Origin of the sequence: Rhodopseudomonas sp. BR0M22, assembly GCF_010907035.1 — a bacterium.
In the GTDB taxonomy this organism is placed as follows: domain Bacteria; phylum Pseudomonadota; class Alphaproteobacteria; order Rhizobiales; family Xanthobacteraceae; genus Rhodopseudomonas.
Genome location: NZ_QUMK01000046.1, coordinates 1 through 23,982, shown reverse-complemented (window position 1 = coordinate 23,982; position 23,982 = coordinate 1). Strand labels below are relative to the sequence as shown.

24 protein-coding genes, 1 pseudogene and 1 riboswitch are annotated in these 23,982 nt (G+C 65.3%); of the genes and pseudogenes, 13 read left to right on the top strand and 12 right to left on the bottom strand.

The genetic code is table 11. From position 1 onward, the window contains the following. On the bottom strand, nt 1-2,670 hold the full coding sequence (gene alaS, locus DY468_RS15590; protein WP_164605717.1) for an alanine--tRNA ligase: 2,670 nt from the start codon (nt 2,668-2,670) through the stop codon (nt 1-3). 228 nt (nt 2,671-2,898) lie between these two features. Continuing rightward, a riboswitch (glycine riboswitch) is annotated at nt 2,899-3,003 on the top strand. Nucleotides 3,004-3,135: 132 nt separating this feature from the next. On the opposite strand from alaS, the gene gcvT reads away from it, so the two are divergent. The 3 genes from gcvT (at nt 3,136) to gcvP (ending at nt 7,748) form a co-directional block, all read left to right on the top strand. Continuing rightward, the gene (gene gcvT, locus DY468_RS15585) at nt 3,136-4,284 is read left to right on the top strand and encodes a glycine cleavage system aminomethyltransferase GcvT (protein ID WP_164605716.1); all 1,149 of its coding nucleotides are present in this window, start codon (nt 3,136-3,138) and stop codon (nt 4,282-4,284) included. A gap of 9 nt (nt 4,285-4,293) precedes the next feature. Continuing rightward, nucleotides 4,294-4,659 (top strand): glycine cleavage system protein GcvH, encoded by a 366-nt coding sequence (gene gcvH / locus DY468_RS15580; RefSeq protein WP_164605715.1) that lies wholly within the window; start codon nt 4,294-4,296, stop codon nt 4,657-4,659. A 182-nt stretch (nt 4,660-4,841) separates the two neighbouring features. Further along, nucleotides 4,842-7,748, top strand: coding sequence for an aminomethyl-transferring glycine dehydrogenase (gene gcvP, locus DY468_RS15575; RefSeq protein ID WP_164605714.1), 2,907 nt, complete (start codon nt 4,842-4,844; stop codon nt 7,746-7,748). A 385-nt stretch (nt 7,749-8,133) separates the two neighbouring features. On the opposite strand, the gene recA is transcribed toward gcvP, so the two are convergent. Both recA and DY468_RS15565 read right to left on the bottom strand, forming a co-directional pair. Further along, nucleotides 8,134-9,225 (bottom strand): recombinase RecA, encoded by a 1,092-nt coding sequence (gene recA, locus DY468_RS15570; protein ID WP_164605713.1) that lies wholly within the window; start codon nt 9,223-9,225, stop codon nt 8,134-8,136. A gap of 240 nt (nt 9,226-9,465) precedes the next feature. After that, on the bottom strand, nt 9,466-9,654 hold the full coding sequence (locus DY468_RS15565; protein WP_164605712.1) for a hypothetical protein: 189 nt from the start codon (nt 9,652-9,654) through the stop codon (nt 9,466-9,468). Between the two features lie 292 nt (nt 9,655-9,946). Between DY468_RS15565 and DY468_RS24640 the strand changes: the two genes are divergently transcribed. From DY468_RS24640 to DY468_RS15550, 3 genes are all read left to right on the top strand, one after another. Next, nucleotides 9,947-10,090, top strand: a complete 144-nt coding sequence (locus DY468_RS24640) for a ferritin family protein (RefSeq protein WP_205512398.1) — start codon at nt 9,947-9,949, stop codon at nt 10,088-10,090. 399 nt (nt 10,091-10,489) lie between these two features. Then, a complete protein-coding gene (locus DY468_RS15555; RefSeq protein ID WP_164605710.1) occupies nt 10,490-10,885 on the top strand; it encodes a hypothetical protein in 396 nt (131 codons plus the stop codon). A 296-nt stretch (nt 10,886-11,181) separates the two neighbouring features. Continuing rightward, a complete protein-coding gene (locus tag DY468_RS15550; RefSeq protein WP_164605696.1) occupies nt 11,182-11,322 on the top strand; it encodes a hypothetical protein in 141 nt (46 codons plus the stop codon). Nucleotides 11,323-11,468: 146 nt separating this feature from the next. On the opposite strand, the gene DY468_RS15545 is transcribed toward DY468_RS15550, so the two are convergent. The 3 genes from DY468_RS15545 to DY468_RS15535 all read right to left on the bottom strand — a co-directional run bounded on the left by DY468_RS15545 (nt 11,469) and on the right by DY468_RS15535 (nt 12,744). Then, nucleotides 11,469-12,146, bottom strand: a complete 678-nt coding sequence (locus tag DY468_RS15545; RefSeq protein ID WP_164605709.1) for a Crp/Fnr family transcriptional regulator — start codon at nt 12,144-12,146, stop codon at nt 11,469-11,471. Between the two features lie 158 nt (nt 12,147-12,304). Next, nucleotides 12,305-12,571 carry a hypothetical protein gene (locus DY468_RS15540; protein ID WP_164605708.1) on the bottom strand — a complete coding sequence of 89 codons (267 nt, stop codon included), beginning with the start codon at nt 12,569-12,571 and terminating at the stop codon, nt 12,305-12,307. A 44-nt stretch (nt 12,572-12,615) separates the two neighbouring features. Next, nucleotides 12,616-12,744 carry a peptidylprolyl isomerase gene (locus DY468_RS15535; RefSeq protein WP_110788582.1) on the bottom strand — a complete coding sequence of 43 codons (129 nt, stop codon included), beginning with the start codon at nt 12,742-12,744 and terminating at the stop codon, nt 12,616-12,618. A gap of 128 nt (nt 12,745-12,872) precedes the next feature. Between DY468_RS15535 and DY468_RS15530 the strand changes: the two genes are divergently transcribed. Continuing rightward, complete coding sequence (locus tag DY468_RS15530; RefSeq protein ID WP_164605707.1) at nt 12,873-13,334, top strand: PaaI family thioesterase; 462 nt, start codon at nt 12,873-12,875, stop codon at nt 13,332-13,334. 64 nt (nt 13,335-13,398) lie between these two features. On the opposite strand, the gene DY468_RS15525 is transcribed toward DY468_RS15530, so the two are convergent. Next, entirely contained in the window at nt 13,399-14,871 is a 1,473-nt protein-coding gene (locus DY468_RS15525; protein WP_164605706.1) for a caspase family protein, read from the bottom strand. Nucleotides 14,872-15,108: 237 nt separating this feature from the next. On the opposite strand from DY468_RS15525, the gene DY468_RS15520 reads away from it, so the two are divergent. After that, nucleotides 15,109-16,272: a GNAT family N-acetyltransferase gene (locus DY468_RS15520; RefSeq protein WP_164605705.1), complete on the top strand. Its 1,164-nt coding sequence runs from the start codon at nt 15,109-15,111 to the stop codon at nt 16,270-16,272. On the opposite strand, the gene DY468_RS15515 is transcribed toward DY468_RS15520, so the two are convergent. Both DY468_RS15515 and DY468_RS15510 read right to left on the bottom strand, forming a co-directional pair. Continuing rightward, complete coding sequence (locus DY468_RS15515) at nt 16,273-16,938, bottom strand: DsbA family oxidoreductase (RefSeq protein WP_164605704.1); 666 nt, start codon at nt 16,936-16,938, stop codon at nt 16,273-16,275. Between the two features lie 72 nt (nt 16,939-17,010). Then, nucleotides 17,011-17,832, bottom strand: a complete 822-nt coding sequence (locus DY468_RS15510; protein WP_164605703.1) for a helix-turn-helix domain-containing protein — start codon at nt 17,830-17,832, stop codon at nt 17,011-17,013. Between the two features lie 135 nt (nt 17,833-17,967). Between DY468_RS15510 and DY468_RS15505 the strand changes: the two genes are divergently transcribed. Next, nucleotides 17,968-18,381: a hypothetical protein gene (locus DY468_RS15505; RefSeq protein ID WP_164605702.1), complete on the top strand. Its 414-nt coding sequence runs from the start codon at nt 17,968-17,970 to the stop codon at nt 18,379-18,381. Nucleotides 18,382-18,500: 119 nt separating this feature from the next. Here the strand turns inward: DY468_RS15505 and DY468_RS15500 are convergent, their stop codons facing one another. Then, nucleotides 18,501-19,232 carry an SET domain-containing protein gene (locus DY468_RS15500; protein WP_164605701.1) on the bottom strand — a complete coding sequence of 244 codons (732 nt, stop codon included), beginning with the start codon at nt 19,230-19,232 and terminating at the stop codon, nt 18,501-18,503. Nucleotides 19,233-19,518: 286 nt separating this feature from the next. Between DY468_RS15500 and DY468_RS15495 the strand changes: the two genes are divergently transcribed. Then, a complete protein-coding gene (locus DY468_RS15495) occupies nt 19,519-20,109 on the top strand; it encodes an inner membrane-spanning protein YciB (protein ID WP_164605700.1) in 591 nt (196 codons plus the stop codon). Between the two features lie 15 nt (nt 20,110-20,124). On the opposite strand, the gene DY468_RS15490 is transcribed toward DY468_RS15495, so the two are convergent. Continuing rightward, a complete protein-coding gene (locus DY468_RS15490) occupies nt 20,125-20,835 on the bottom strand; it encodes an Ig-like domain-containing protein (RefSeq protein WP_164605699.1) in 711 nt (236 codons plus the stop codon). A 256-nt stretch (nt 20,836-21,091) separates the two neighbouring features. On the opposite strand from DY468_RS15490, the gene DY468_RS15485 reads away from it, so the two are divergent. The 3 genes from DY468_RS15485 to DY468_RS15475 all read left to right on the top strand — a co-directional run bounded on the left by DY468_RS15485 (nt 21,092) and on the right by DY468_RS15475 (nt 23,082). After that, nucleotides 21,092-21,388, top strand: coding sequence for a hypothetical protein (locus DY468_RS15485; RefSeq protein ID WP_164605698.1), 297 nt, complete (start codon nt 21,092-21,094; stop codon nt 21,386-21,388). A gap of 524 nt (nt 21,389-21,912) precedes the next feature. After that, the gene (locus DY468_RS15480) at nt 21,913-22,821 is read left to right on the top strand and encodes a hypothetical protein (protein WP_205512396.1); all 909 of its coding nucleotides are present in this window, start codon (nt 21,913-21,915) and stop codon (nt 22,819-22,821) included. A 90-nt stretch (nt 22,822-22,911) separates the two neighbouring features. Then, entirely contained in the window at nt 22,912-23,082 is a 171-nt protein-coding gene (locus tag DY468_RS15475) for a hypothetical protein (protein WP_164605697.1), read from the top strand. Nucleotides 23,083-23,100: 18 nt separating this feature from the next. On the opposite strand, the pseudogene DY468_RS15470 reads toward DY468_RS15475, so the two are convergent. Further along, a pseudogene (locus DY468_RS15470) lies at nt 23,101-23,946 on the bottom strand (FumA C-terminus/TtdB family hydratase beta subunit); the annotation flags it as partial. Nucleotides 23,947-23,982 lie beyond the last annotated feature (36 nt).

Genomic DNA, 23,982 nt, shown 5'->3' with positions numbered 1-23,982 from the left:
TCAGCCGCCGATGGCGGCCGCGATTGCTTCCAGCGCGGCGCCGGCCTTGGAGCCGTCGGGACCGCCTGCCTGGGCCATGTCGGGCTTGCCGCCGCCACCCTTACCGCCGAGCACTTCGGACGCCTTGCGGACCAGATCGACCGCCGAGAACCGCGACACCAGGTCGGGCGTAACGCCGACCACGATCGAGCCCTTGCCGTCTTCGCTGGTCGCCACCAGCGCGATCACGCCGGAGCCGATCTGCTTCTTGCCCTGATCGACCAGGCCCTTGAGGTCCTTGATCTCGATGCCTTCGACCGCGCGCGCCATCAGCTTGATGCCGCCGATGTCACGGACGTCGGAGGCGGCACCGTCGCCGGCGGCGCTGCCGCCCATCGCCAGCTTCTTGCGCGCCTCGGAGAGTTCGCGCTCGAGCTTCTTGCGCTCGTCCATCAGTGCGGTGATACGCGCCGGCATGTCGTCCAGCGTGGTCCGCAGTTCGGAGGCCGCGAGCTTCGCGGTGGTGATCGCCGCATTGGCGTTGTGCCGCGCCGCGCGCCCGGTCAGCGCCTCGATGCGGCGGACGCCGGCCGCAACCGCGCTCTCGGCGGTGATCGACACCAGGCCGATATCGCCGGTGCGCTTGACGTGCGTGCCGCCGCACAGTTCGACCGACCAGCCGAGCGCGTTGCTCCCATGCTCCCGCGCCGCCTTGCCCATCGACACCACGCGAACCTCGTCGCCGTATTTCTCGCCGAACAGCGCACGAGCGCCGGCCTCGCGCGCGTCGTCGACCGCCATCAGCCGGGTCACGACCTCGTCGTTCTCCAGCACGATGTCGTTGGCGATGTCCTCGACCTTGCGCAGCTCGTCCTGGGTGATCGGCTTCTGATGTACGAAGTCGAAGCGCAGACGGTCGGGCGCGACCATCGAGCCCTTCTGCGCAATGTGATCGCCGAGCACCTGGCGCAGCGCCTCGTGCAGCAGATGCGTCGCCGAGTGATTGGCGCGGATCGCCGAGCGGCGGGCGTGATCGACGTCGAGCGCCAGCGCGTCGCCGAGCTTGATGCTGCCCCGCTCGAGCGTGCCGAAATGCACGAACAGATCGCCGGCCTTCTTCATCGTGTCGGTCACGACGAAGCGAACGCCTTCGGCGCTGAGCACGCCGGTGTCGCCGACCTGACCGCCGGACTCCGCATAGAACGGCGTCTGGTTCGTCACGATCGCAGCCGCGTCGCCGGCCTGCAACGCGTCGACCTCGGCGCCATCCTTGACCAGCGCGGTGACCACGCCCTCGGCAGTCTCGGTGTCGTAGCCGAGGAATTCGGTGGCGCCGAACTTCTCACGCAGCGAGAACCACACCGCCTCGGTCGCCGCCTCGCCGGAGCCCGCCCACGACGCACGCGCCTTGGCGCGCTGACGATCCATCGCGTCGGTGAAGGAAGCGATGTCGACATTGATACCGCGGTTGCGCAGCGCGTCCTGGGTCAGGTCGAGCGGGAAGCCGTAGGTGTCATACAGCGTGAACGCGGTCTCGCCGTCGAACATGTCGCCCTTGTTCAGGCCGGCGCTCTTCTCGTCGAGGATCGCAAGGCCGCGATCGAGCGTCTTGCGGAAGCGGGTCTCTTCCAGCCGCATCGTCTCTTCGATCATTGCCTCGGCGCGCACCAGCTCCGGATAGGCTTGGCCCATCTCGCGCACCAGCGCCCACACCAAGCGCCACATCAGCGGCTCGCTGGCGCCGAGCAACTGAGCGTGACGCATCGCGCGGCGCATGATCCGGCGCAGCACGTAGCCGCGGCCTTCGTTCGACGGCAGCACGCCGTCGGCGATCAGGAACGACGACGAGCGGAGGTGATCGGCGATGACGCGGAACGAGGCGGCGTCCTGCTCGGTCGGGCCACGGCCGAGCGCCGACGAGGTCGCGTCGATCAGGCTGCGGAACAGGTCGGTGTCGAACACGCTGTCGACGCCCTGGAGGATGGACGCCATCCGCTCCAGGCCCATGCCGGTGTCGATCGACGGCCGCGGCAGATCCACGCGCTCGTCCTTCGTCACCTGGTCGTATTGCATGAACACCAGATTCCAGAATTCCAGGAATCGGTCGCCATCCTCGTCCGGCGAGCCGGGCGGGCCGCCGAAGATGTGCTCGCCGCGATCGATGAAGATTTCCGAGCACGGACCGCACGGACCGGTGTCGCCCATCGCCCAGAAGTTGTCGCTGGTCGGAATACGGATGATGCGGTCGTCGGAGAAGCCGGCGATCTTCTTCCAATAGCCGGCCGCCTCGTCGTCGGTGTGATAGACGGTGACCAGCAGCTTGTCCTTCTTGAGCCCGAAATCCTTGGTGATCAGCTCCCAGGCCAACTCGATCGCGCGTTCCTTGAAGTAATCGCCGAACGAGAAGTTACCGAGCATTTCGAAGAAGGTGAGATGGCGGGCGGTGTAGCCGACATTGTCGAGGTCGTTGTGCTTGCCGCCGGCACGCACGCATTTCTGCGAGGTGGTGGCGCGCTGATAGGAGCGCTTCTCCAGCCCGGTGAACACGTTCTTGAACTGCACCATGCCGGCATTGGTGAACATCAAGGTCGGGTCGTTGCGCGGCACCAGCGGCGACGACGATACGATTTCGTGGCCGTTCTTGGCGAAGTAGTTCAGAAACGTAGACCGAATTTCGTTAACGCCGCTCATGTTCGTCCAATCACCCGGAATGCCCGCGAAACGCCCGCCGAACCCACCTCTTCCGGTGTCATGCCTTTTAGACGCGAGGGCGCGCGCTGTCTAGAAAGTGGGCATGGATCCAGTTGTTCGCCAGCCGGGGAGCCCCGCCCCGCGGGCGTTTACGAAGACCCGTTGATAGCTCGCCGAGCCGCGTTGACAGCCTTGTTGAAGCCGTGTTTGTGTCCTACCTACCTAAGACTAAGTCGCGTCGGGAGAGATCGGCCCATTCCTTCAGTGAAGGGGGCCGGCGCCGAAGGAGCAACCGCCCCGGAAACTCTCAGGCAAACGGACCGCGCGGCCGACTGACATCTGGAAAGTGACCCTGCCGGCGATGCCGGGGCGGGTCCGCCGACGGGATAATGCTCTCAGGCACAGCGACAGATGGGGCTCGGATGGTGACGAGAAATCGGTCTCGGGAACCTTGGGAGCCTGGATATGCTGGCGGGTGACGACACCCAATCCTTGAAACGCACGCCTCTCTATGCGCTGCATTTGTCACGCGGCGGCAAGATGGTGCCCTTCGCCGGCTACGACATGCCGGTGCAATACACCCCTGGCGTGCTGAAAGAGCATCTTCACACGCGCAGCGCAGCCGGCCTGTTCGACGTCTCGCATATGGGACAGGTCGAACTGCGGGCGAAGTCCGGCAAGCTCGAGGACGCCGCCCGCGCGCTCGAAGCGCTGATCCCGCAGGACATCGTGGCGCTTCCGCCCGGGCGCCAGCGCTACGCGCAGTTCACCAATGAATCCGGCGGGATTCTCGACGACCTGATGGTCACCAATCTCGGCAACCGGCTGTTTCTGGTGGTCAACGCCGCCTGCAAGGCCGAGGACGAGGCGCACCTCCGCGCACATCTGTCGGACACCTGCGACATCACTGCGCTGACCGATCGGGCGCTGATCGCGCTGCAGGGCCCGAAGGCCGAAGCCGCGTTGGCGAAATTCTGTGCAGACGTCACCACGATGAAGTTCATGGATGTGGCCGAGCTCACCCTCGAGGGCCTGCCTTGCATCGTGTCCCGCTCCGGTTACACCGGCGAGGATGGCTTCGAGATCTCGGTGCCGGCCGACGGCGCTGAAAAGCTCGCAACCGCGCTGCTCGACAACCCGGACGTGCTGCCGATCGGGCTCGGGGCGCGCGACAGCCTGCGGCTGGAAGCGGGGCTCTGCCTGTATGGCCACGACATCGACACCACCACGACGCCGGTCGAAGCCGCGCTGAGCTGGTCGATCCAGAAGAGCCGCCGCAGCGGCGGCGCCCGTCCCGGCGGCTTCCCCGGCGCCTCGGCGATTCTCAGCCAGCTCGATGGCGGCACCACGCGGCTGCGCGTCGGCCTGCGGCCCGAAGGGCGCGCCCCGGTGCGCGAGAATGCTTCGCTGTTCACAAGCGCCGACTCGGCCGAGCCGATCGGCGCCGTCACCTCCGGCGGCTTCGGGCCGAGCCTGAATGCGCCGGTGGCGATGGGCTACCTGCCGGCGGCGCTGGCTGTGCGCGACACCGTCGTTTTTGCCGAAGTACGCGGCCAGCGCCTGCCGCTGCGCGTCGCGGCCATGCCGTTCGTTCCGAACACTTACAAGCGCTGAGGACTTGTCATGACCACGCTCTACACCCCCGATCATGAATGGCTGAAGATCGAGGGCGACGTCGCCACGATCGGCATCACCGACTACGCCCAGGAACAGCTCGGCGACGTCGTGTTTGTCGAGCTGCCGAAAGTCGGCCGCGCCGTGAAGAAGGCTGAAGCCGCCGCGGTGGTGGAATCGGTCAAGGCCGCCTCCGACGTCTATGCGCCGATCACAGGCGAAGTGCTCGAGATCAACGAGACGCTCGGCACCGAGCCCGGCCTGGTGAATTCCGACGCCGGCGGCGCTGCGTGGTTCTTCAAACTGAAGATCGCCGACAAAGCCGAACTCGAAGGCCTGATGGACGAAGCGGCCTACAAGGCCCACACGGCCTGACGGACCGTCCATTCGCCTGAATTCGTCGTTGCGGGCCAAGCGAAGCAATCCAATTCCAGCGCACTGTGTCTCTGGATTGCTTCGTCGCTTCGCTCCTCGCGATGACGACGCTGAGATTTAGACGCCTGAGATTTCCGAGCAACCTGCCTTTGCGGGCCGTTGCATTTGACGAGGACCAGAGCATGCCGCATCGCCGACCGATCGACGCCGCCAACGATTTCGTGCGTCGGCATATCGGGCCGTCACCTCAAGACACTGCGGCGATGCTGGCGACCGCCGGCGCCGGCAGCCTTGAGCAGCTCGTCGCCGAGACGCTGCCGTTCGCGATCCGGCATCGCGAGCCGCTGAATCTCGGCGCGCCTCTGACCGAGAGCGAGGCGCTGGCGCATATGGCCGAACTCGGCGCACAGAACCAAGTGTTCACCTCGCTGATCGGCCAAGGCTATTACGGCACCATCCTGCCGACCGTGATCCAGCGCAATATTCTGGAGAATCCCGCTTGGTACACGGCCTATACGCCGTATCAGCCGGAGATCAGCCAGGGCCGGCTGGAAGCGTTGTTCAACTTCCAGACCATGATCTGCGACCTCACCGGGCTCGACGTCGCCAACGCCTCATTGCTCGATGAAGGCACCGCGGCGGCCGAGGCGATGGCGCTCGCAGAGCGCGCCGCGGCAAAGAGCGCCAAGGCTTTCTTCGTCGATGCCGATACCCATCCGCAGACCATCGCGGTGCTTCGCACCCGCGCCGAGCCGCTCGGCTGGCGGATCATCGTCGGCAATCCGGAGACCGAGCTGGAAGGCGCCGACGTGTTCGGCGCCTTGCTGCAATATCCCGGCTCGTCGGGCGCCTTGCGCGATCCGCGCGCGGTGATCGCGGCACTGCGCCAGAAGGGCGCGCTGGCGGTGGTCGCCGCCGACCTGCTCGCCCTGACGCTGATCACGCCGCCGGGCGAACTCGGTGCCGACATCGCGATCGGCTCGGCGCAGCGGTTCGGCGTACCGATGGGTTATGGCGGGCCGCACGCCGGCTATATGGCGGTGCGCGACAGCCTCAAGCGCAGCCTGCCCGGACGCATCGTCGGGCTGTCGATCGACAGTCACGGCCAGCCGGCCTATCGGCTGGCGCTGCAGACCCGCGAACAGCACATTCGCCGCGAGAAGGCGACCTCAAATATCTGCACCGCGCAGGTGCTGCTGGCTGTGATCAATGCGATGTACGCGGTGTATCACGGGCCCGACGGGCTTGCGGCGATCGCGCGACGCGTGCACCGCCGCACCGCGGTGCTGGCCGCCGGCCTGCGGCAACTCGGCTTTGCACCGACCCACGGCACGTACTTCGATACGCTGACCATCGAAGTCGGCGATCGCCGCGACGCCATCGTGGCGCGCGCGGAGGCCGAGAAGATCAACCTGCGGATCAATGCGTCTTCGCTCGGGATCTCGCTCGACGAGACCACCACGCTGGCCGTCGTCGAGGCGCTTTGGCGTGCGTTCGGCGGATCGCTCGCCTACGCAGCGATCGAACAGGAGGCAGGCGACGCGCTCGGTACCGCGCTTCCGGCGGCGCTGAGGCGGACCAGCGATTATCTGACCCAGCCGTCATTCCAGGATTATCGCTCTGAAACCGAACTGCTGCGCTACATGCGCAAGCTGTCCGACCGCGACCTTGCGCTCGACCGCGCGATGATTCCGCTCGGCTCCTGCACCATGAAGCTGAACGCCACCACCGAAATGATGCCGCTGACCTGGCCCGAATTCGGCAGCCTGCATCCGTTCGTGCCGAAAGCGCAGGCCGCCGGCTATCACACCCTGTTCGCCAGGCTGGAAACCTGGCTCGCCGAGATCACCGGCTATGACGCGGTGTCGCTGCAGCCGAACTCCGGCGCCCAGGGCGAATATGCCGGACTGCTGGCGATCCGCGGCTATCATCTGTCGCGCGGCGAACCCCACCGCAAAGTCTGCCTGATCCCATCGTCGGCGCACGGCACCAACCCGGCCTCCGCCGCGATGGCCGGCATGGATGTGGTTGTGGTCGGCTGCGACGCCCATGGCGACGTCGACGTCGCTGATCTGCGCGCCAAGGCGGAAGGGCATTCCGCCAATCTGGCCGCGATGATGATCACCTATCCGTCGACCCATGGCGTGTTCGAGGAACACATCCGTGAGATCTGCGACATCGTCCATGCCTATGGCGGTCAGGTCTATCTCGACGGCGCCAATCTCAATGCCCAGGTCGGCCTCGCCCGGCCCGGCAGCTACGGCGCCGATGTCAGCCATCTCAATCTGCACAAGACCTTCTGCATTCCGCACGGCGGCGGCGGTCCCGGCATGGGGCCGATCGGCGTCAAGGCGCATCTCGCTCCCTTCCTGCCGGGCCATCCGGCCGAAGGTGAGCCGCTTAACGGCGGCCTGCATGGCGGCGGCACGGTGTCGGCGGCGCCGTGGGGCTCGGCCTCGATCCTGACGATCTCCTACATCTACATCCTGATGATGGGGGCGGCCGGCCTGAAGCGCGCCACCGAAATCGCGATCCTCAATGCCAACTACATCGCAGCAAGGCTGCAGCCGCATTTCCCGGTGCTGTATCGCAACCAGCGCGGCCGGGTCGCACACGAGTGCATCATCGATCCGCGGCCGCTGAAGACGACCACCGGCGTCACCGTCGACGACATCGCCAAGCGACTGATCGACTACGGCTTCCACGCCCCGACCATGAGCTTCCCGGTGCCGGGCACGCTGATGATCGAGCCGACCGAGTCGGAATCGAAGGCCGAGATCGACCGGTTCTGCGACGCGATGATCGCGATCCGCCGCGAGATCGCACAGGTCGAGGACGGCCGCTACAAGATCGAGCAGTCGCCGCTGCGCCACGCCCCACACACCGCGCACGACGTCACCAGCGTGGAGTGGACGCGGCCCTATCCGCGCACCGAGGGCTGCTTCCCGGCGCCGAACTCCCGCACCGACAAATACTGGAGCCCGGTCGGCCGCGTCGACAACGTCTACGGCGACCGCAACCTGATCTGCTCGTGTCCGCCGGTCGAAGACTATGCGCTGGCCGCCGACTACGCCCGGGCGGCGGAGTAGTAGGATCAGTCTTGGGATGGCGGCCGGGCCATACTGAAGACGTCATCGCCGGGCTCGCCCCGGCGATCCCTCCTCTTCGCAACTTGCCTCGATTCAGCGCGCAGCTTGTGCGATGGATGCGCGGGCTTTCGCCGCGCCGGAGCGGCTACGGCCACGCAGGAGGTTCAAGCCCGTGCAAGGCGTCTGGTTAAGAACAGCGCTTCAGCACGGCATCTTCGGTCCCGAACAGCGATCAAGCCGTCCCAAACGGATGCGGCGAGCGCTGCCTGTCCCAGCACCAGGGACGCAACACTCGCCGCCTTGAAACGCGTTGGCCTGCGGCGGCGCCAACGCGCACCGATCCAAAATGAGGCGGCCGGGATGAGCCGGCCGCATCCGTCATCGATTAATCCTCGACCGGCTCCTCGCCGTCGGCGTCGCGCTCCGGCGAGCCGGCGAGGATCTGCTCGGCGATCAGCCCCGAGTTCTGCCGGATCGCCGCCTCGATCTTGGCGGTCATGTCCGGATTGGCCTTGAGAAACGCTTTGGCGTTCTCGCGGCCCTGACCGAGCCGCTGGCTGTCGTGCGAGAACCAAGCGCCGGACTTCTCGACGATCCCGGCCTTGACGCCGAGGTCGAGGATTTCGCCCATCTTGGACACGCCCTCGCCGTACATGATGTCGAACTCGACCTGCTTGAACGGCGGCGCCAGCTTGTTCTTCACCACCTTGACGCGGGTCTGGTTGCCGACCACCTCGTCACGCTCCTTGATCTGGCCGATGCGGCGGATGTCGAGCCGGACCGAGGCGTAGAACTTCAGCGCGTTGCCGCCGGTGGTGGTCTCCGGCGAGCCGTACATCACGCCGATCTTCATCCGGATCTGGTTGATGAAGATCACCATGGTGTTGGACTTGTTGATCGAGGCGGTCAGCTTGCGCAGTGCCTGACTCATCAGACGAGCCTGCAGGCCGGGCAGCGCGTCGCCCATTTCACCTTCGAGTTCGGCGCGCGGCACCAGCGCCGCCACCGAGTCGACGATCAGCACGTCGATCGCACCCGAGCGCACCAGCGTGTCGGCGATTTCCAGCGCCTGCTCGCCGTGATCGGGCTGTGAGATCAAAAGGTCGTCGACATTGACGCCGAGCTTGCGGGCATAGACCGGGTCGAGCGCGTGTTCGGCGTCGACGAAGGCACAGATGCCGCCCTTCTTCTGCGCTTCCGCCACGCAATGCAGCGCCAGGGTGGTCTTGCCGGAGGATTCCGGCCCGTAGATCTCGACGATCCGCCCCTTCGGCAGACCGCCGACGCCGAGCGCGATATCGAGCCCGAGCGAGCCCGACGATATCGTTTCGATATCCATCGAGCGATCGTTCTTGCCGAGCTTCATCACCGAGCCCTTGCCGAACTGGCGCTCGATCTGAGACAGCGCCGCGGACAGCGCCTTGGATTTGTCCATGGAAGAACCTTCGACGATACGCAATGCAGTGGGGGCAGCCATCAACGTGCTCCTTATGGACGGATTCGCCAAGCGGACAAACAGGCTCCGGTCTCAGCCGGCAAAATCAATGTACCCTGTTTGTTCCTCGTTCGCAATATGTTCTTTTCTAAATTGAACGCAGGTATGAGTTCAGCCCAGCCCGCAACAGGCTGAGCCATAACGGGACCGAGCCCAGACTGCCAGATTTCATTGACCAAATTTCCGGTCAAACTCCGGGATGCGTTCGGACGCCGGCCGCTCTCAGCGCAGGTTCTGAATGCCCCACATCACCAGCAGCATCGCCGGCACGCAGATCGCCGCATAGATCGCCCATTTGGTCAGGCCGGCGCCGGTGCCGCGCTTGAAGGCCTCGAGCAGCCGATAGGTCGCGACGATCCAAGGCAGGATAATTCCGACCGCGACGGCGTCGACCACATACCAAAAGCTCATCTTCCAATGTCCCGTGCAATGACCGCACGCCTCCTTTACCGCAGCGCGCTGCCCTCACCATCCATTCCTTCGGATGAGGCGGCGCGGCAGGTCGAAGTCGCCTGCATCGTCCGCATCTTTACGGACAACGACCGGATATTTCTTGCAACCTTTGAACGGTCTTTTGGGTCGACATGAACTTTGACGCGCATTAACCTGAAGTCGCTATCCAGTTGCAGTGGTGACGAGCAACGGGGGAGACGGCGTTGCGATCGCCGCTGAGCCCCGCCAGATCAATCGACAGGAGAGCGTCTTGGAGACATTCGTCCGCGACGAGAACCTGAAACTTTATCGACGTCTGCTGTCGGAGACCCATGACGAGGACCGCCGCCGGGTGCTGAAACAACTGATTGCTCAGCTTACCGAGCGTAGTCCGCGCACTAGCGTCGGCGGTTGAGGACGGCGACGGTATTTGATCTCACGCATAGGCAATCCGAAATCCGCGCCGCTAGCTTAGCGGCGTCATTGCCGAGCTTTCTAGAGGTGGGGAGTTTCGACGCTGACCGGAGCCCCGAACACGGCCTCGTTCGGGGCTCCTTGTTTTTTCTCCCCCGGCTTTTCAGAACCGAACCTGAGGCAGGACGCCCGGGGAGCGGAGCCGGAAGACGGAATCTGGAAGACCGACAGCTTGGGCGGCCTGCGCGGCGGCTGCTCCCTCGTCTCGATCCGGTCAGGTTCCGTTTCAAATCCGGATGCTCTAGGATTCCGACGGGAGCGGCGGCCGGGTCGATGGTCGTCTGACAGATCATTGGCCGCGTTGCCGAACGCATCCGGCCGAACCGACAGGGAGCAAGCGATGCGGCAGGCCACACTGCACGGATTTCGGATGGGCGCATTGATCGTGCTGGCGGGTGCCGCCCTCGCGCTGGCAGGCTGTGACGAGGGGGCCCGCGGGCCGCAAGGCGAACCTGGTCCGCAGGGGCCGGCGGGTCCGGCGGGTCCGGCCGGCCCGCCCGGCCCTGCCGGCAAAGACGGCGCTTCGGCCTCCAGTATCCGCACATTGTCCTCGACGAGCTGCTCGGCCAATGGCTGCCCGACTGCTTGCGATGCCGGCGAGACCCTGGTGTCGGCGCTGTGCATCGGCAACGGGTCGGCGCGCTTCAGCGACAACATCTCGGTCGAGAACGGCATCATGACCGCACGCTGCGGCGCCAGCTCGGTGCGTATCGACGTGAGCTGCGCCCGCAAGTAACAACGGCTCAGACCGATCAATACAGTACAGGCCGCGCGGCGTTCACGCCGGCGGCCTTTTGCGTTTCCGGATCAGAGGCTTGGCCGTTCCGCGGTGGACGCCTGTGCTCCAGCACCGGCAAGGTTACATTGATTACACTTGCGTGTGTTTCAGGGGCAATTTAACGGTATAATCATACACAAGTTGATCTATATCAATCGCGCAGACGGGCGGGGCCTTCAAGTCGTTCTCTAGAACTAAAGGCGAAACCGGCCGTCCCTATGGCGCATGTCCTGTATCAGTGTCCCCGGACCGGGATGAAGGTCCAGACTTGGCTCGCAGACGATCCCGAGAGTCCGGCGCAAGCCAGCTTCGAGTTGCTGCACTGCCCGGCCTGCTCGCAGATGCACTTCGTCAACCGCCGCACCGGGAATCTGCTCGGCGAAAAGAAGGCATGAGCTGGACGCGCGAGCCCGGCTTTGCAGATTCAATCGAACCTGACCTCTCTACCGCTGATTCATGCTGCGGGTTCACGACGCGATCCAGGCAAAGTCGCGCAACTCCTCGTCCGGATTGCAACCCGCCCCGATCATACGGATTCGCATCACTCCGGGTCGCGGTCACTCGCGACGGTGCGGGGCCTGCTGGGCAACACCGCATTGCGTAGGGTCGGATGCACCTCGATCCGGCCGTTGTAGTCGATGAAGCCGGCCTTGCGGAACTTGTTCATGAAGTAGCTGACGCGCGAGCGCGTCGTCCCGATCATCTCTGCCAGGGTCTCCTGGCTGATCTCGATCGGCACCGGGCGCGACGCTTCGACCGCGTCGGCCAGCAGCAGCAATAGTCGGGCCAGGCGTTTCTCGCTGTTGTTGAACAACTGATCGATCAGATCGTCCTCGACCCGGGAATTGCGCGCGACCAGATAACGCGTGAACAGCTCGCACATTGCCGGTTCACGCTGCAGTGTCGTCATCATCATCGCATTGGTGATGCTGGTGACGGTGCAATCTTCCAGCGCGATCGCCGTCGCACGGCGCCGATGGCCGAGCAGGCCGTTCTCACCGAAAAACTGTCCAGGCTGCAGAATGGCGACCACCGCGCCTTTGCCCTGTTCGGACATCACCGACAGTTTGATGCGGCCCTGCTGGATATACAGCACGCAGTCGGCGGCTTCGTCCTGCATGAAGATGGTCTGGCTGGCGCGAAACTGCAGAACGGTGCGTCCCGTGCCTGCACTGCGAAGGAAGACCTTTGGATCGAACGGCACCTCGCGCGACGTCACATGATATCCTACGAACGAAAACGATTGTGTCAGTCGGATTCGGCGCGCAACTGCTTGCGCACGCCGGAGCTCCGCCGCGCATCATCCTCAAATCGCAGAAAAAATCTGTGCCGTTTTGACCACCTGCCGATCACCCGGGGAGTGGTCTTCGGACGAGCTTAATTGGCCTGATGGGCCTTGCGCTTGGCCTTGGGCTGGCCGGCTTCCGTCGCGCGGACGCTGCCCCAGGGATCGTTCGGCGCCTGAGCATCCGGAATCTTGCGCAGCGACTCCTGATAGGCCTTCTGCCGGATCGCGTCCTGGGCCCGTTCTTCCGGGGTCTTGTGCTGGATCTCCGGCACCAGATTGACGTGCGGACCTTCGCCCTGGGCAAAGGCCGGTCCGGCCAGCAGGGCCAGAACGGCAACGCCGTACAGAATCTTCATCGCAAACTCCCTTTCGCGCAGCGCCCGCTTCAGCGGCTTCCGCGCTACAGATGATCCGACCGGCAGGATTTCGGCGACTGCCAGTCTTCCCAGATCGGACCACATTTGGTGCAACCGCTCACCACGATCGCCGTCACCACCAGGCCGACCACCAACGCAACTCGTCTGACCATTGTGTCCCCTTTCGGATGCCGGCGAACTTAAGGGATCGACGGTGTCGTTTTCAAGCCGTGCCGAATCGGGTGGGATGCCGCGAAACGTCGCGAAACAGGCGGATAAACGACGACGTGGGGAGAGACGCATGACGGAACAGCCAGCGGCGGAGTTCGGCCTTCAGGAAGCGCGGCGGATGCTGCAGGAGGCGTTCGCGCCCTGGGTGCTGGACCTCGGGCTGTCGATCGAGGCGCTCGAGCTCGCCCCGCCGGTCGGGGCCCCGGCCGACTGGCAGCCGGGCGCGATCCTGCGGATGGCGTTTTCCGAACGGCTTTGCCGGAGCGGCGGGGTGGTCTGCGGCCAGGCGCTGATGGCGCTGGCCGACACCGCGATGGTGTTCGCGATCTGTGCCGGCAACCGTGGCTTCCGGCCGATGACCACGGTCGATCAGACCACGCACTTCCTCAAAGCGGTCGCCTCGACCGACGTGATAGCCGACGCCCGGCTGGTCCGGCTCGGCCGCACCATGAGCTTCGGCCGGGTCACGCTGCTCGGCGCCACCGACCGCAAGCCGGTGGCGATGGTGTCGAGCGCGTTCGCGATGCTGTAAGCGCGCGGGAGCCGGCTCTTTGTGGTTTTCCCGAGCCAGCCTCGCGATTTTTGCAGACCGCGCTTCAGTACCGGCCGCGACTCGGGCTGTAATTGTCCCCGCCCCGGCTGGGACCGCCATAGCCGCCGCGGAAACCGCCGCCGAACTGGATCACCGGGCCGGACGGCGCATCGTAGATAGGCGGCCGCCGCACCACGACGTCGTCCTCCTCGTCCTCGACATAGACCCGGGTGCGCGAAGCCTTCTTGCCACGCTTGGGCGGATCGTCACGCTCAGCGCGGGACTTGGTCTTCTTCCCGTCGGTTTTCTTGGGCTCGACCTTCTGCTGCAGCAGCGGCGTGGCCGGCCCGCACGGGCAGGTCGGCGCCACGGCGGCGACCACCGGCGTCGCCAGCGCGGCCGGCACCACCACCGCATTGTCGGGGCGGTTACGGAGTCGGTCGGCGAGCTTGCGGGCGGTCACCGTGAGATCGCTGTCGGGATATTCGGCCAGGAACGTGGTGTAGGCCGACCCGGTGTTGGCCAGCACCGCCCGGTTCCACGCTTGCATCCGGCGGTGGCGGTCGAGCCAGCGCTTGGCGTCAGGTGCGAACGGTGGCTCGGCATACAGCCCAACGAACGCCTCATAGGCGTCGGCCGAGCCGTCGGAGACGATCAGCGCATTGGCCTGATCCACTGGCTTGCCCTTGAGGAAGCTGCGCCATTCCTCGACCGTGCGCGGCCTCGGCGCCGGATTGTCGCCCGGCGCGGGCGGAGGCGTCGCCGCGGCGGCGAAAAAATGAAAGTCGTCGACCAGCGACGAACTTTCCCACGGTGTTTGCCGCCCCTCGGTCGCCTGATTGACTGCGAGCCGCACCCGCTTGAGCGTATCTTCGATCTTCAGCCCGCTCTCGCGCCCGGCCTTCAGCAGCGCGGCTGTGTAGGGACTATTGGTGCCGCCGCCGTCCTCCGCCTCGGCGCCCGGCGAGGTCGAATACGACAGCAGCGTGCCCGGCGCGCCGGACTTGGTATCGACCAGCGCCAGCCCCTGCCCTGTGGTCTTGTTGATGCGGGGGAAGGGATTGTTGCGGCAAGCGTCGAGCATGATGATCCGGGTTCTGCTCGGCACCGAGCCGAGCGTATTGAGCACGTCGTTGAGCCGCACTGCCTGCAACGGGATGTCGGCCTCGCGCTTGGGATCGATGTCGACCGGGATCAGGTAGTTCTCGCCGTCGACCTGGATGCCGTGGCCGGCATAGAACAGCAGCGCCACGGTGTCCGGCCCCTTCGCCGCCACCGTCGCGGCAAAGTCGCCGACCTTGGCGCGCAGCTCGTTCTGGCTCAGATCCGCAGCCTCGGTCACCTCGAAGCCGGCGTCGCCCAGCATCGCGCCGATCGCCTTTGCGTCGTTCACCGGATTGGGCAGCGCCGGCACCGCCCGATAGGCCGCCTGTCCGATCACCAGCGCGACCCGGCTTTCCGCCGACGCACCTCCGATTCCGGCGCCGAACAGCATCGTCGCGGCGAGCGCAGCGGTTCTCGTCATCGCGCGTCGCATGGCGTCTCCCCTGCCTGACCGATGTCGGCTTTTGGTCGCACGCGCCCGGCTTTGGGTTCAGCGTCGCTGCTGTGGCCCTTCGTCCACCGTGCAACCCGCCTGGAAAGCCGCGGTTAACATTGTCGGCAGATTGCACCGCAGAACCAAGCGGGCGTTGAGGGGCACGCGGCTAGATTCGGCGTCCGCGTGCCGGCCTGCGATCGCCCAGGCGCGCCTCAACGCGCAGGATCCATACCCTTGGCCGACACATTTCCAGCCTCGTCCTTGATTCACCACCGCGCAAGATCGGCAATGGGATCCGCAATGCCAGATAAGCTTCCAGACGTTGCCGCAATCGACCAGCCGGCGTGGCGCGATCTCGCCGAACGGGTGGTCGAGCCGAACGGTTACTACCTGCCGGAATGGGTCGGAGCCGCCAATGGCGGCGCAGGCGACGGCGCTCCGCAAGCCCTGGCGGCCCACGACGCCGCCGGCCGCCTGATTGGTCTGCTGCCCGTTATCTCGTGCTGGCGCGCGTTCCGCCTGCCGCTGCCGGCGCTGGTGTCCGCCGATCCGTTTCGCTCGCTCGACACGCCGCTACTCGACACGAATGCCGTAGACGAGGCCGCTGCCAAATTGCTGAGCCATGCGCGTGCATCCGGCGCCCGCGCGCTGGTGCTGCGCGACGTCGCACGCGACGGCGAGGCGGTCAGTGCTTTGCGCCGCGCGCTCGCGGCGTCCGGCCTTGCCCTGCGCCTGCTCCGCGGTTGGACCCGCGCCAGTCTCGACGCCACCGGCGATGCCGAGGCATTGCTGCGCGACGGGCTCGGCAGCCGAAAGCTGAAGGAACTGCGGCGGCTCGAACGCCGCCTCGGCGACCATGGCGAGGTGCGCTTCGACGTTGCGCGCGCCCCGGACGAGGTGGCGCGAGGCTTCGATGTATTTCTCGACCTCGAGGACAGCGGCTGGAAGGGCCGCCGCGGCAGTTCGCTGAAGCGGCAGCCGGAGCTGGCGTCCCGTCTGCGCAGCGCCGCGATCGCACTGGCGGGGCGCGGCCAATGCGAGGTGATCACCCTGTCTGCCGGTACAACGCCGATCGCAGCCGGCATCGTGCTGCGCCACGCCGACCGCGCCTATTTCTTCAAGCTCGGCATCGACGAGAGCTTCGCCCGCTGTTCGCCCGGCGTGCTGCTGACACTGGCACTGACCCGGCATCTCTGCGCCGATCCGGACATCCGCTTTGCCGACTCCACTGCCAGCGCCCAGCATCCGATGATCGACCCGATCTGGCGCGGCCGGTTCGCGGTCGGCGACCTGGTGTTGCCGCTGCGCAAACGCGATCCGCTGTTCGCGCCGATCGTTGCTACGCTGTCGGCGCGCGACCGGCTGCGGCACTTCGCCAAGCGACTGTTGAAGCGCTGATTATTCCGCCGCCTCGGCATTCAGCTCCGCCGACAGCTTACGGATAGCACGGGCGATCAGCGCCGGTTCCTGCGCGCCGGACACTGCGTATTGGTGCATGAACACGTAAGTCGGCACACCGGAGATTCCCTTGTCGGCGGCTTCCTGCGCCTGCGCCGAGACTTCCTCGACGTCCTGATCGGTGGCGAGCCGGGCGCGGATGTCGGCGGCATCGAGGCCGCATTCGGCCGCCGCCTGCACCAACACCTCAGGATCGGTGAGATCACCACCGTCGCGGAAGTACAATTCCATCAGCCGCTGCTTCATCGCCGGCCCGTGGCCGACCGCGCTCGCCCAATGGATCAGGCGATGGCAGTCGATCGTATTCGGCTGACGCTGCACGCGCTCGGGAAGATAGTCGAGCCCCTCCTGCGCAGCGGTCTCGGCGATGCGGCCGGCGATTTCCTTGTAGCGCTCGGGCGAGCCGAACTTCTTGGTCAGATACTCGTCACGGCTGATGCCCTCGCGGGGCACCCAGGGATTGAGGAAGAATGGCCGAAAGGTCAGCTCGACCGGCACCTCCGGCGCCAGCGCGATCGCCTGCTCGATCCGCTTCTTGCCGATGTAACACCAGGGGCAGACCACATCGGACACCACGTCGATCGTTAGCGGCTTCAGCGTGCTCATCGGCGCCTCCTCGTTGTCGTTGCCCGCACAGTCCCACACAGATGGGGCGCAGGCAACGCCGGACAAGACGGATCAGAGGCGCCCGGCGAGCTCGCGCAATCGCGTCCCCGTGATCGCGTCGGCCGGAAAGAACGTCTCGATCGCGATTTCCGACAGGGTGACGTCGATCGGGGTGCCAAACACCATGGTGGTGGAAATGAAGCTCAGCACCTCGTCGCCGAGCTGCAGGCGAAACGGCACCGCGACCGCATCCGCGGCGATCGGCGCGGCGCGCGCCGGCACCGGATAGGTCTTCAGTTCTTCGTACAGCGCGATCAGCTTCGGATCGGCGCTGGTCTCGCACTGCCGATGCAACCGCTCGAGCAGATGCGCGCACCATTCGCCGAGATTGGCGGTGCGCACGGCCAGCCCTTCGGGATGGAACGACAGCCGCAGCACGTTGAGGGGCGGCGCCAGCAGAGACGGCGCAACGCCGTCGAGCATCGGCGCGACCATGCGGTTGGCAGACACCAGGTTCCAGTGCCGATCGACCGCCAACGCCGGGTTCGGCTCGTGCGCGGCAAGTACCTGATCGACCGCAGCCCGCACCGAGGCGAGCGCCGGGTCATCCAGCGAGCGCTGCGGGAACGCTGGTGCGAAGCCCGCCGCGACCAGCAGCACGTTGCGCTCACGGAGCGGAACGTCGAGCCGCTCGGCCAGCCGCAGCACCACCTCGCGCGACGGCGAGGCACGTCCCGTCTCGACGAACGATAAATGCCGCGCCGAGATTTCTGCGTCGAGCGCGAGATCGAGCTGACTGAGCCGGCGGCGCTGCCGCCACTGCCGCAAGTAATCGCCGACCCGGACCGGCTGCGCGCCGGCGGCGGCGGTGGTCGAAGACACATTGGTGTTCATGCGCGAAAGCTAGCACGCACACCGCACAGCATCCATGACCTCCGAGGTAAAGCGTTTCTGACCTGCCAGGTAATCGAATTGCGTCACGCATCCCGGCATCCTTCGGAGCATCGCTGCAACCGAAGGAGATATTCCATGCCCCATCCCTCGACGACCCGCCCCTCGACGCTGCTCCGCCGCGCCCTGCAGGCCGACGCTGTCGTCAGCGGCGCGATGGCGCTGCTGCTGAGCTTGGCGGCCGGCACACTCTCGCGCCTGCTCGCCCTGCCGCAGCCGCTGCTGCTGGAGACCGGACTGTTCCTGATCGGTTACGCCGCCCTGGTCGGCTGGCTCGGCACCCGCAATGTGCTGCCACGGGCACTGGTGCTGTTCGTGATCGGCGGGAATGCACTATGGACGCTCGCGAGCGTCGCACTGCTGCTCAGCGGCGCAGTCGCACCGAATGCGCTCGGCCTAGCTTTCGTGCTGCTGCAGGCGACGGCGGTCGGTATCTTCGCCGAGCTGCAGTTCATCGGGCTGAAGCGGAGTGATGCAGCCTTGGCCAGTTAGCACCAAAGCTTCCGCCGTCATTGCGAGCGAAGCGAAGCAATCCAGCTTCTTGCACGGATCTGGATTGCTTCGTCGGCTCCGCCTCCTCGCAATGACGCGACGAGAGGCTGCGGCTACAATCAGGCTGCCTTGGATTTGCTCGCAGCAGCCGTCTTGCGCGACGACGTGGTCTTCGCCGGCTTCGCCGCTTTGGTCTTGGCTGCCTTCGCGGTCACCACCTTGGTCTTCGCTGCCTTGGCGGTGCCCTTGGACTTCGCCGTCGTTTTCCCCTTCACCGCTTTGGGGGCCTTCGACTTGGCGACCTTCTCCGGCTTCGACGGCTTCGCCTTGCCGGCCGCCTTCGCGGCCTTGCGGGCGGCCTTGTCGGCTTCGGCCTGCGCCTTGCGTTCGGCCTTCAGCTTCAGCTTGGCCTTTTCGGCTTTGGCTTCGGCGGCCTTCTTCTTACGCTTCTTCTCGCAGGACGCGCACTTGCAGCCGATCGGCTTCAGATACGCTTTGAAGTAATCGGTGCCGTAATCGTAGTTGATCTCTTCGCCGGGCTCGATGTTCTTGATGGCGCGGATGATCACGCGCTTCTTGCGCGGATTGACGTCGGACTCCGCATTCGGCTTGCAGGCGTGATTGATGTAGCGGGCGATGTTCTTGCGCACCGAGCCGTCGATGGTCCAGCGCTTGTTCAGCTCGAACAGGTATTTGTTCTCAATGCCGTCGTGCTTCTTGTTGTGCGCGTCGAGCAGCGGCCCGAAATACCGGATGATCTTGGCGCCCTTCTTGATCGGCTTGAGGGCGAACAGGCCTAGCCCGGTTTTGGAGCGGCCAACGCGGTAATGGTCATTCGACAACAACGGCATGGTTCTTCGATTCGAACGCGGCTAAAGGACGGAGACACGAAGGCGCCGTTCTAGAACGATTCCGCCGCAAAGGGCAGTGCCTGCGCGGAAATTGCTCGGACCTTCCCCAGCCCAGGGGCACCGGATCGCGGTTCCGGGGGCCGGTCACCCTGGCTTTGTAACCGTTCCAAACAGGCCCGACGACCGTCGAAAATCGAAGCCGGCGCCCTTGCCTCTGGATGCGCGCGGTTTACTTCCCTATCCGAGAAACGCACAATCTGACGACGCACCAGCGGAGAAACGTGCAATGAAGGCGGTGTTCGCCAAGATCGGCAGCGACTTCTTCTCCACCATCGTGTTCGTGGTGCTGTATTTCTCGACCGGCAATGTAGCGCTGGCGACGATCGTTGCAGTCCTCGGCGCTGTCGGGCAGTTCATCTACGCCAAACTCAAAGGCCAGCGGCTCGACCTGATGGCCTATGCCAGCGTCGCGCTGGTGGTGGTGCTCGGCGGCGCCACGCTGCTGACCAATGACCCCCGCTTCGTGCTGATCAAGCCGAGCGTCGGCCACATCGCGGTCGGCCTGCTGATGCTGCGCCGCGACTGGATGCTGCGCTACGTGCCGCCGATCGTCGCCGAGACCATCCCCGACTACGTGCGGATCGCCGGCTATGGATGGGCCGCGCTGATGTTGCTGCTCGGCGCCGGGGTGGTGGCCGCGGCGATGACCGGCGACATCAAGATCTGGACGTTCTACGTCATGGTGATCGCGCCGGCCTTCAAGGTGGCTGCGGTGGCAGGGCAGTATCTGGTGTTCCGGCTGGCGATCCGCCACCGGCGCCGCGCCGCGGCTGTTGCAACCCCAGCTGCAACCGCACCGGTCGCTGCCGAATCCTGACGGCGTTTTTTCCCGCTACATCCGCGGCGTCGCAGCCAGCGTCATCGCGCTGCCTTCGGTTGGCACGAACTGCGCCGAGACCGGCGCATAGCGGCCGTCGCCTTCATAGATCGCCACGAGCCCTCCGATGCCGTTGTCGAGTGCCGACGTGGTGAACGCGGCAAGCCCGGTTTGACTGAGCGGCACATGCGCGGCAATCACCCGGTCGCCATCACGAAAACTGACTGTTCCTGTGGGCAGGCCGTGCGCGCCGGTGACCGCCGCGGTCAAGGTCACCACCGCGCCTGATGTCGGCGCCAGATCGGACGACGACAGGGTCAGCCGCGGCTTGGCGAGCACGTCGAGTGCGGTCTCGGCCGACTGGCTCGGCAGCACGATCAGCGGCAGGCGGCTGGCGCTGCCGGCATAGTCGGCGCGCAGCAGATGCCGGCCCGGCGCCAGACCATCCACCGTCAGGCTCGGCGTTGCGGCATCGGTCCAGCCCAAGACCGTACTGGTCGAGAGGTCATAGAACACGATCCGGCCGTCGGCGACGCCGGCGCCGTAGTCGGTACGGACGGTCGCGCTGAGCAGATACCGCCCCGAAACCGCAGGCTGCGCCGCAACGTCGAGGCCGGTCGTAGTTGCTTCGGACACCACCTCGACCTGAGCGGCGGCCGGGGGGCTGATCACTCCAGTCAACAGCACCGCGACACCAACCGCGGCAAACAAAGATGACAAACGCATGTCGGGTCTCCACCGTCACCGTGGGAACCTCGAGGCGTCCTCCAAAGTTGCATCAGAATAGCACGATGTGTGCAGTGCACCACAGGTATCTGCATGCGCGACAGAGGGAGCGGGACACCGCCAGATTCACGCGTTCGCAGCATCGCGGCCCCTGGCCGCAGCGGCGGCGCAGCTTCGGGCTTGTTTGTCGCTCCCGCAGCATACTAAGAGGGGCGGCCCGGCGAACTGACGAGGGCCGGACCAAGGGGAGAAACACATGGCAGTCGACGGAAACTGGAAACTCACCATGAGCACGCCGATGGGCGAGCGGCAGGCCGACCTGACGCTGAAGGCCGACGGCGGCACGCTCACCGGCACGCAATCCGCCGACGGCGATGCCGGCGAGATTTTCGACGGCACCGTGAACGGCGACGACATCGCCTGGAAGCTGTCGATCACCAACCCGATGCCGCTGACCCTGAGCTACACCGGCAAGGTGAGCGGCGACAGCATGTCGGGCGAGATGGGCATCGGCCCGATGGGCTCGTTCCCGTTCACCGGCGCGCGGGCGTAAGGCGCCGACCGGCTCCGGCTCTGTCCGGGTCGATCCACATCCGACCGAGGCGGCTCGCCTCAGAGGTGCTCCTGAACGGTCGTCGTCTTACGACGGCGACCGTCTTCCCCATGATTGGGCCAACGCCCGGCGCTAAGAGCGAACGCCTCCGGGGAGAGGTTCGCACCTCAAGGCGCGGCACGGAGGCCACCGTGCACTGCCTAGCACGAGCGGCGCCACCTGCTGATCAGCGTTGCACCGCAACTTGGTTTTCAGTTGACAATCCACACGAATACGACAACTAATATCAACTTCAATAAGTAGTTTCAGAACAATATTGACTAGTAACTATTTCCGCCCGGCGGCCGCCAACGATTTGATGCCGTTTTTCGGCGAGCTCACCGCGGACAACCTGGGTCATGGCACTAACGGCGAAGTCAGCGCCGCTTTGCGTTTTTCGTCATTCGGCAGATTGGACGTTTCGCGTCGTCGGAGCACGACGGCGACTGGCTGCTGCGTTGTCGAGCAATCGATTGGAGCTCTGTATGGATACGATCATTCAACATTTGGCGCTTGTCTCCGAGTCAAAGCTAACCAGCAGCGGCGATCTGATGCGGGTTGCGGCAGCGCTGCAGAAGCAGGCGAGCCGAGACGTCGCGCCGATTTGGAACGTCTCGGCGACAATCGACGCGTTCGAAAAATTGGAAGACGTCCCGCTGGGCTACTGGCCGCTGATCGTAAAGGACGACATCGGCTATCCGGCGGCTGGCATACATCTCGACAATGACCGCCAGCCTTTCGCGCTGATCAGTTCGTCTCAAGACCTCGACACCTGGTCGCTGACGGCTTCGCACGAAACGCTCGAGATGCTGGTCGATCCATATGGCGACCGACTGATCGCCGGCGACTCGCCCAAACAGGGGCAGGGCCGGGTAAGCTTCCTAGTAGAGGTATGCGATCCGTCCGAAGCAGCCGAGTTCGCATACACATGTAATAGCATTCTGGTGTCGGACTTCTACACGCCCAGATTTTTCGATCCGCTGGCGGCGCCTGGCGTTCGATACTCCTTCACCGGGGCGATCACCGAACCCAGGCAGGTCCTTCGCGGCGGCTATCTCTCCTGGGTCGACTCGGTCACCAACCACTGGTGGCAGGAAACTTGGTTCGGCGGCAGCGCCGCACAGTTCCGAGACATCGGCAAGCTGGACGCCAAGAGCGGAAGCCTGCGTTCCCAAATCGATCGGCTGACGTCGGCGGAGACCGCCAAGGTGATCGCTGAAGGCCGCACCGTGGCAGCCGCGGCGGGGCTGACCGCGGCGATCGTGAGCCGCTCGACGAATTCCAAGGCGGCAATGTGGCGCGAACAGATTTCCCAACTGGCCGGGCAGCCTCGACCGTCGCCGGACGATGCACCGCAGCGAAGGGCTGCACCTCGAATTCTGGTCGGGGACTGACATCGATTGCGCCGGGCGACCAGTGTCCAACGCCCTTTTCGCGGCTAGTTCTTAAACTATATTGGTCATAATTAGATCGTGAGGTCCGCTATGGCCGACAAACCTACTCCCGAAATGATTGCGCGCGCGGATCGCCTGCGCGAACGGATCGACAAGCTGACTCGCACGCCGCCGGACGGCGCATCCGACGACCGCGAGCCGCCCGCGTCGCCGCGCGATTTCATCGAACGTGAAATGCGCAAGCGAGACGTCAAGGAGTGAGATCACGGCCGGGGTGGCTCACCCCAGGTTCAGTTCTTTGAAGAAGTCGTTGCCCTTGTCGTCGACGATGATGAAGGCCGGGAAGTCGACGACGTCGATCTTCCAGATCGCCTCCATGCCGAGCTCGGGATATTCCAGCACCTCGACCTTCTTGATGCAGTGCTCGGCGAGGTTCGCCGCCGCGCCGCCGATCGAGCCGAGATAGAAGCCGCCGTACTTCTTGCACGCCTCGCGCACTGCCGGCGCGCGGTTGCCCTTCGCGACCATCACCATCGAGCCGCCGGCCGCCTGGAACTGATCGACGAACGAGTCCATCCGCCCCGCGGTAGTCGGGCCGAACGCGCCGGAGGCGTAGCCGTCGGGCGTCTTGGCCGGGCCGGCGTAGTATACCGGGTGGTTCTTGAAGTAATCCGGCAGCGGCTCGCCCTTCTCCAGCCGGTCGCGCAGCTTGGCATGGGCGGCGTCGCGCGCCACGATCATGGTGCCGGTCAGCGACAGCCGGGTCTTGGTCGGATACTTGGTCAGCGTCGCGAGGATGTCCTTCATCGGCTGATTGAGGTCGATCTTGACCACCTCGTCGCCGAGCGCCTGCTCGACCTCGGGCAGATACTGCGCCGGATTGTGCTCGAGCTCCTCCAGATAAACGCCGTCCTTGGTGATCTTGCCGAGCATCTGCCGGTCGGCCGAGCATGACACGCCGAGGCCGATCGGCAGCGAGGCGCCGTGGCGCGGCAGCCGGATGACGCGAACGTCGTGGCAGAAATACTTGCCGCCGAACTGCGCCCCGACGCCGAGGCTCTGCGTCATCTTGTGGATTTCCTGCTCCATCTCGACGTCGCGGAACGCGTTGCCGAGTTCGGAGCCTGTCTCTTATACGCATCTGACGCTGCCGACCACGGA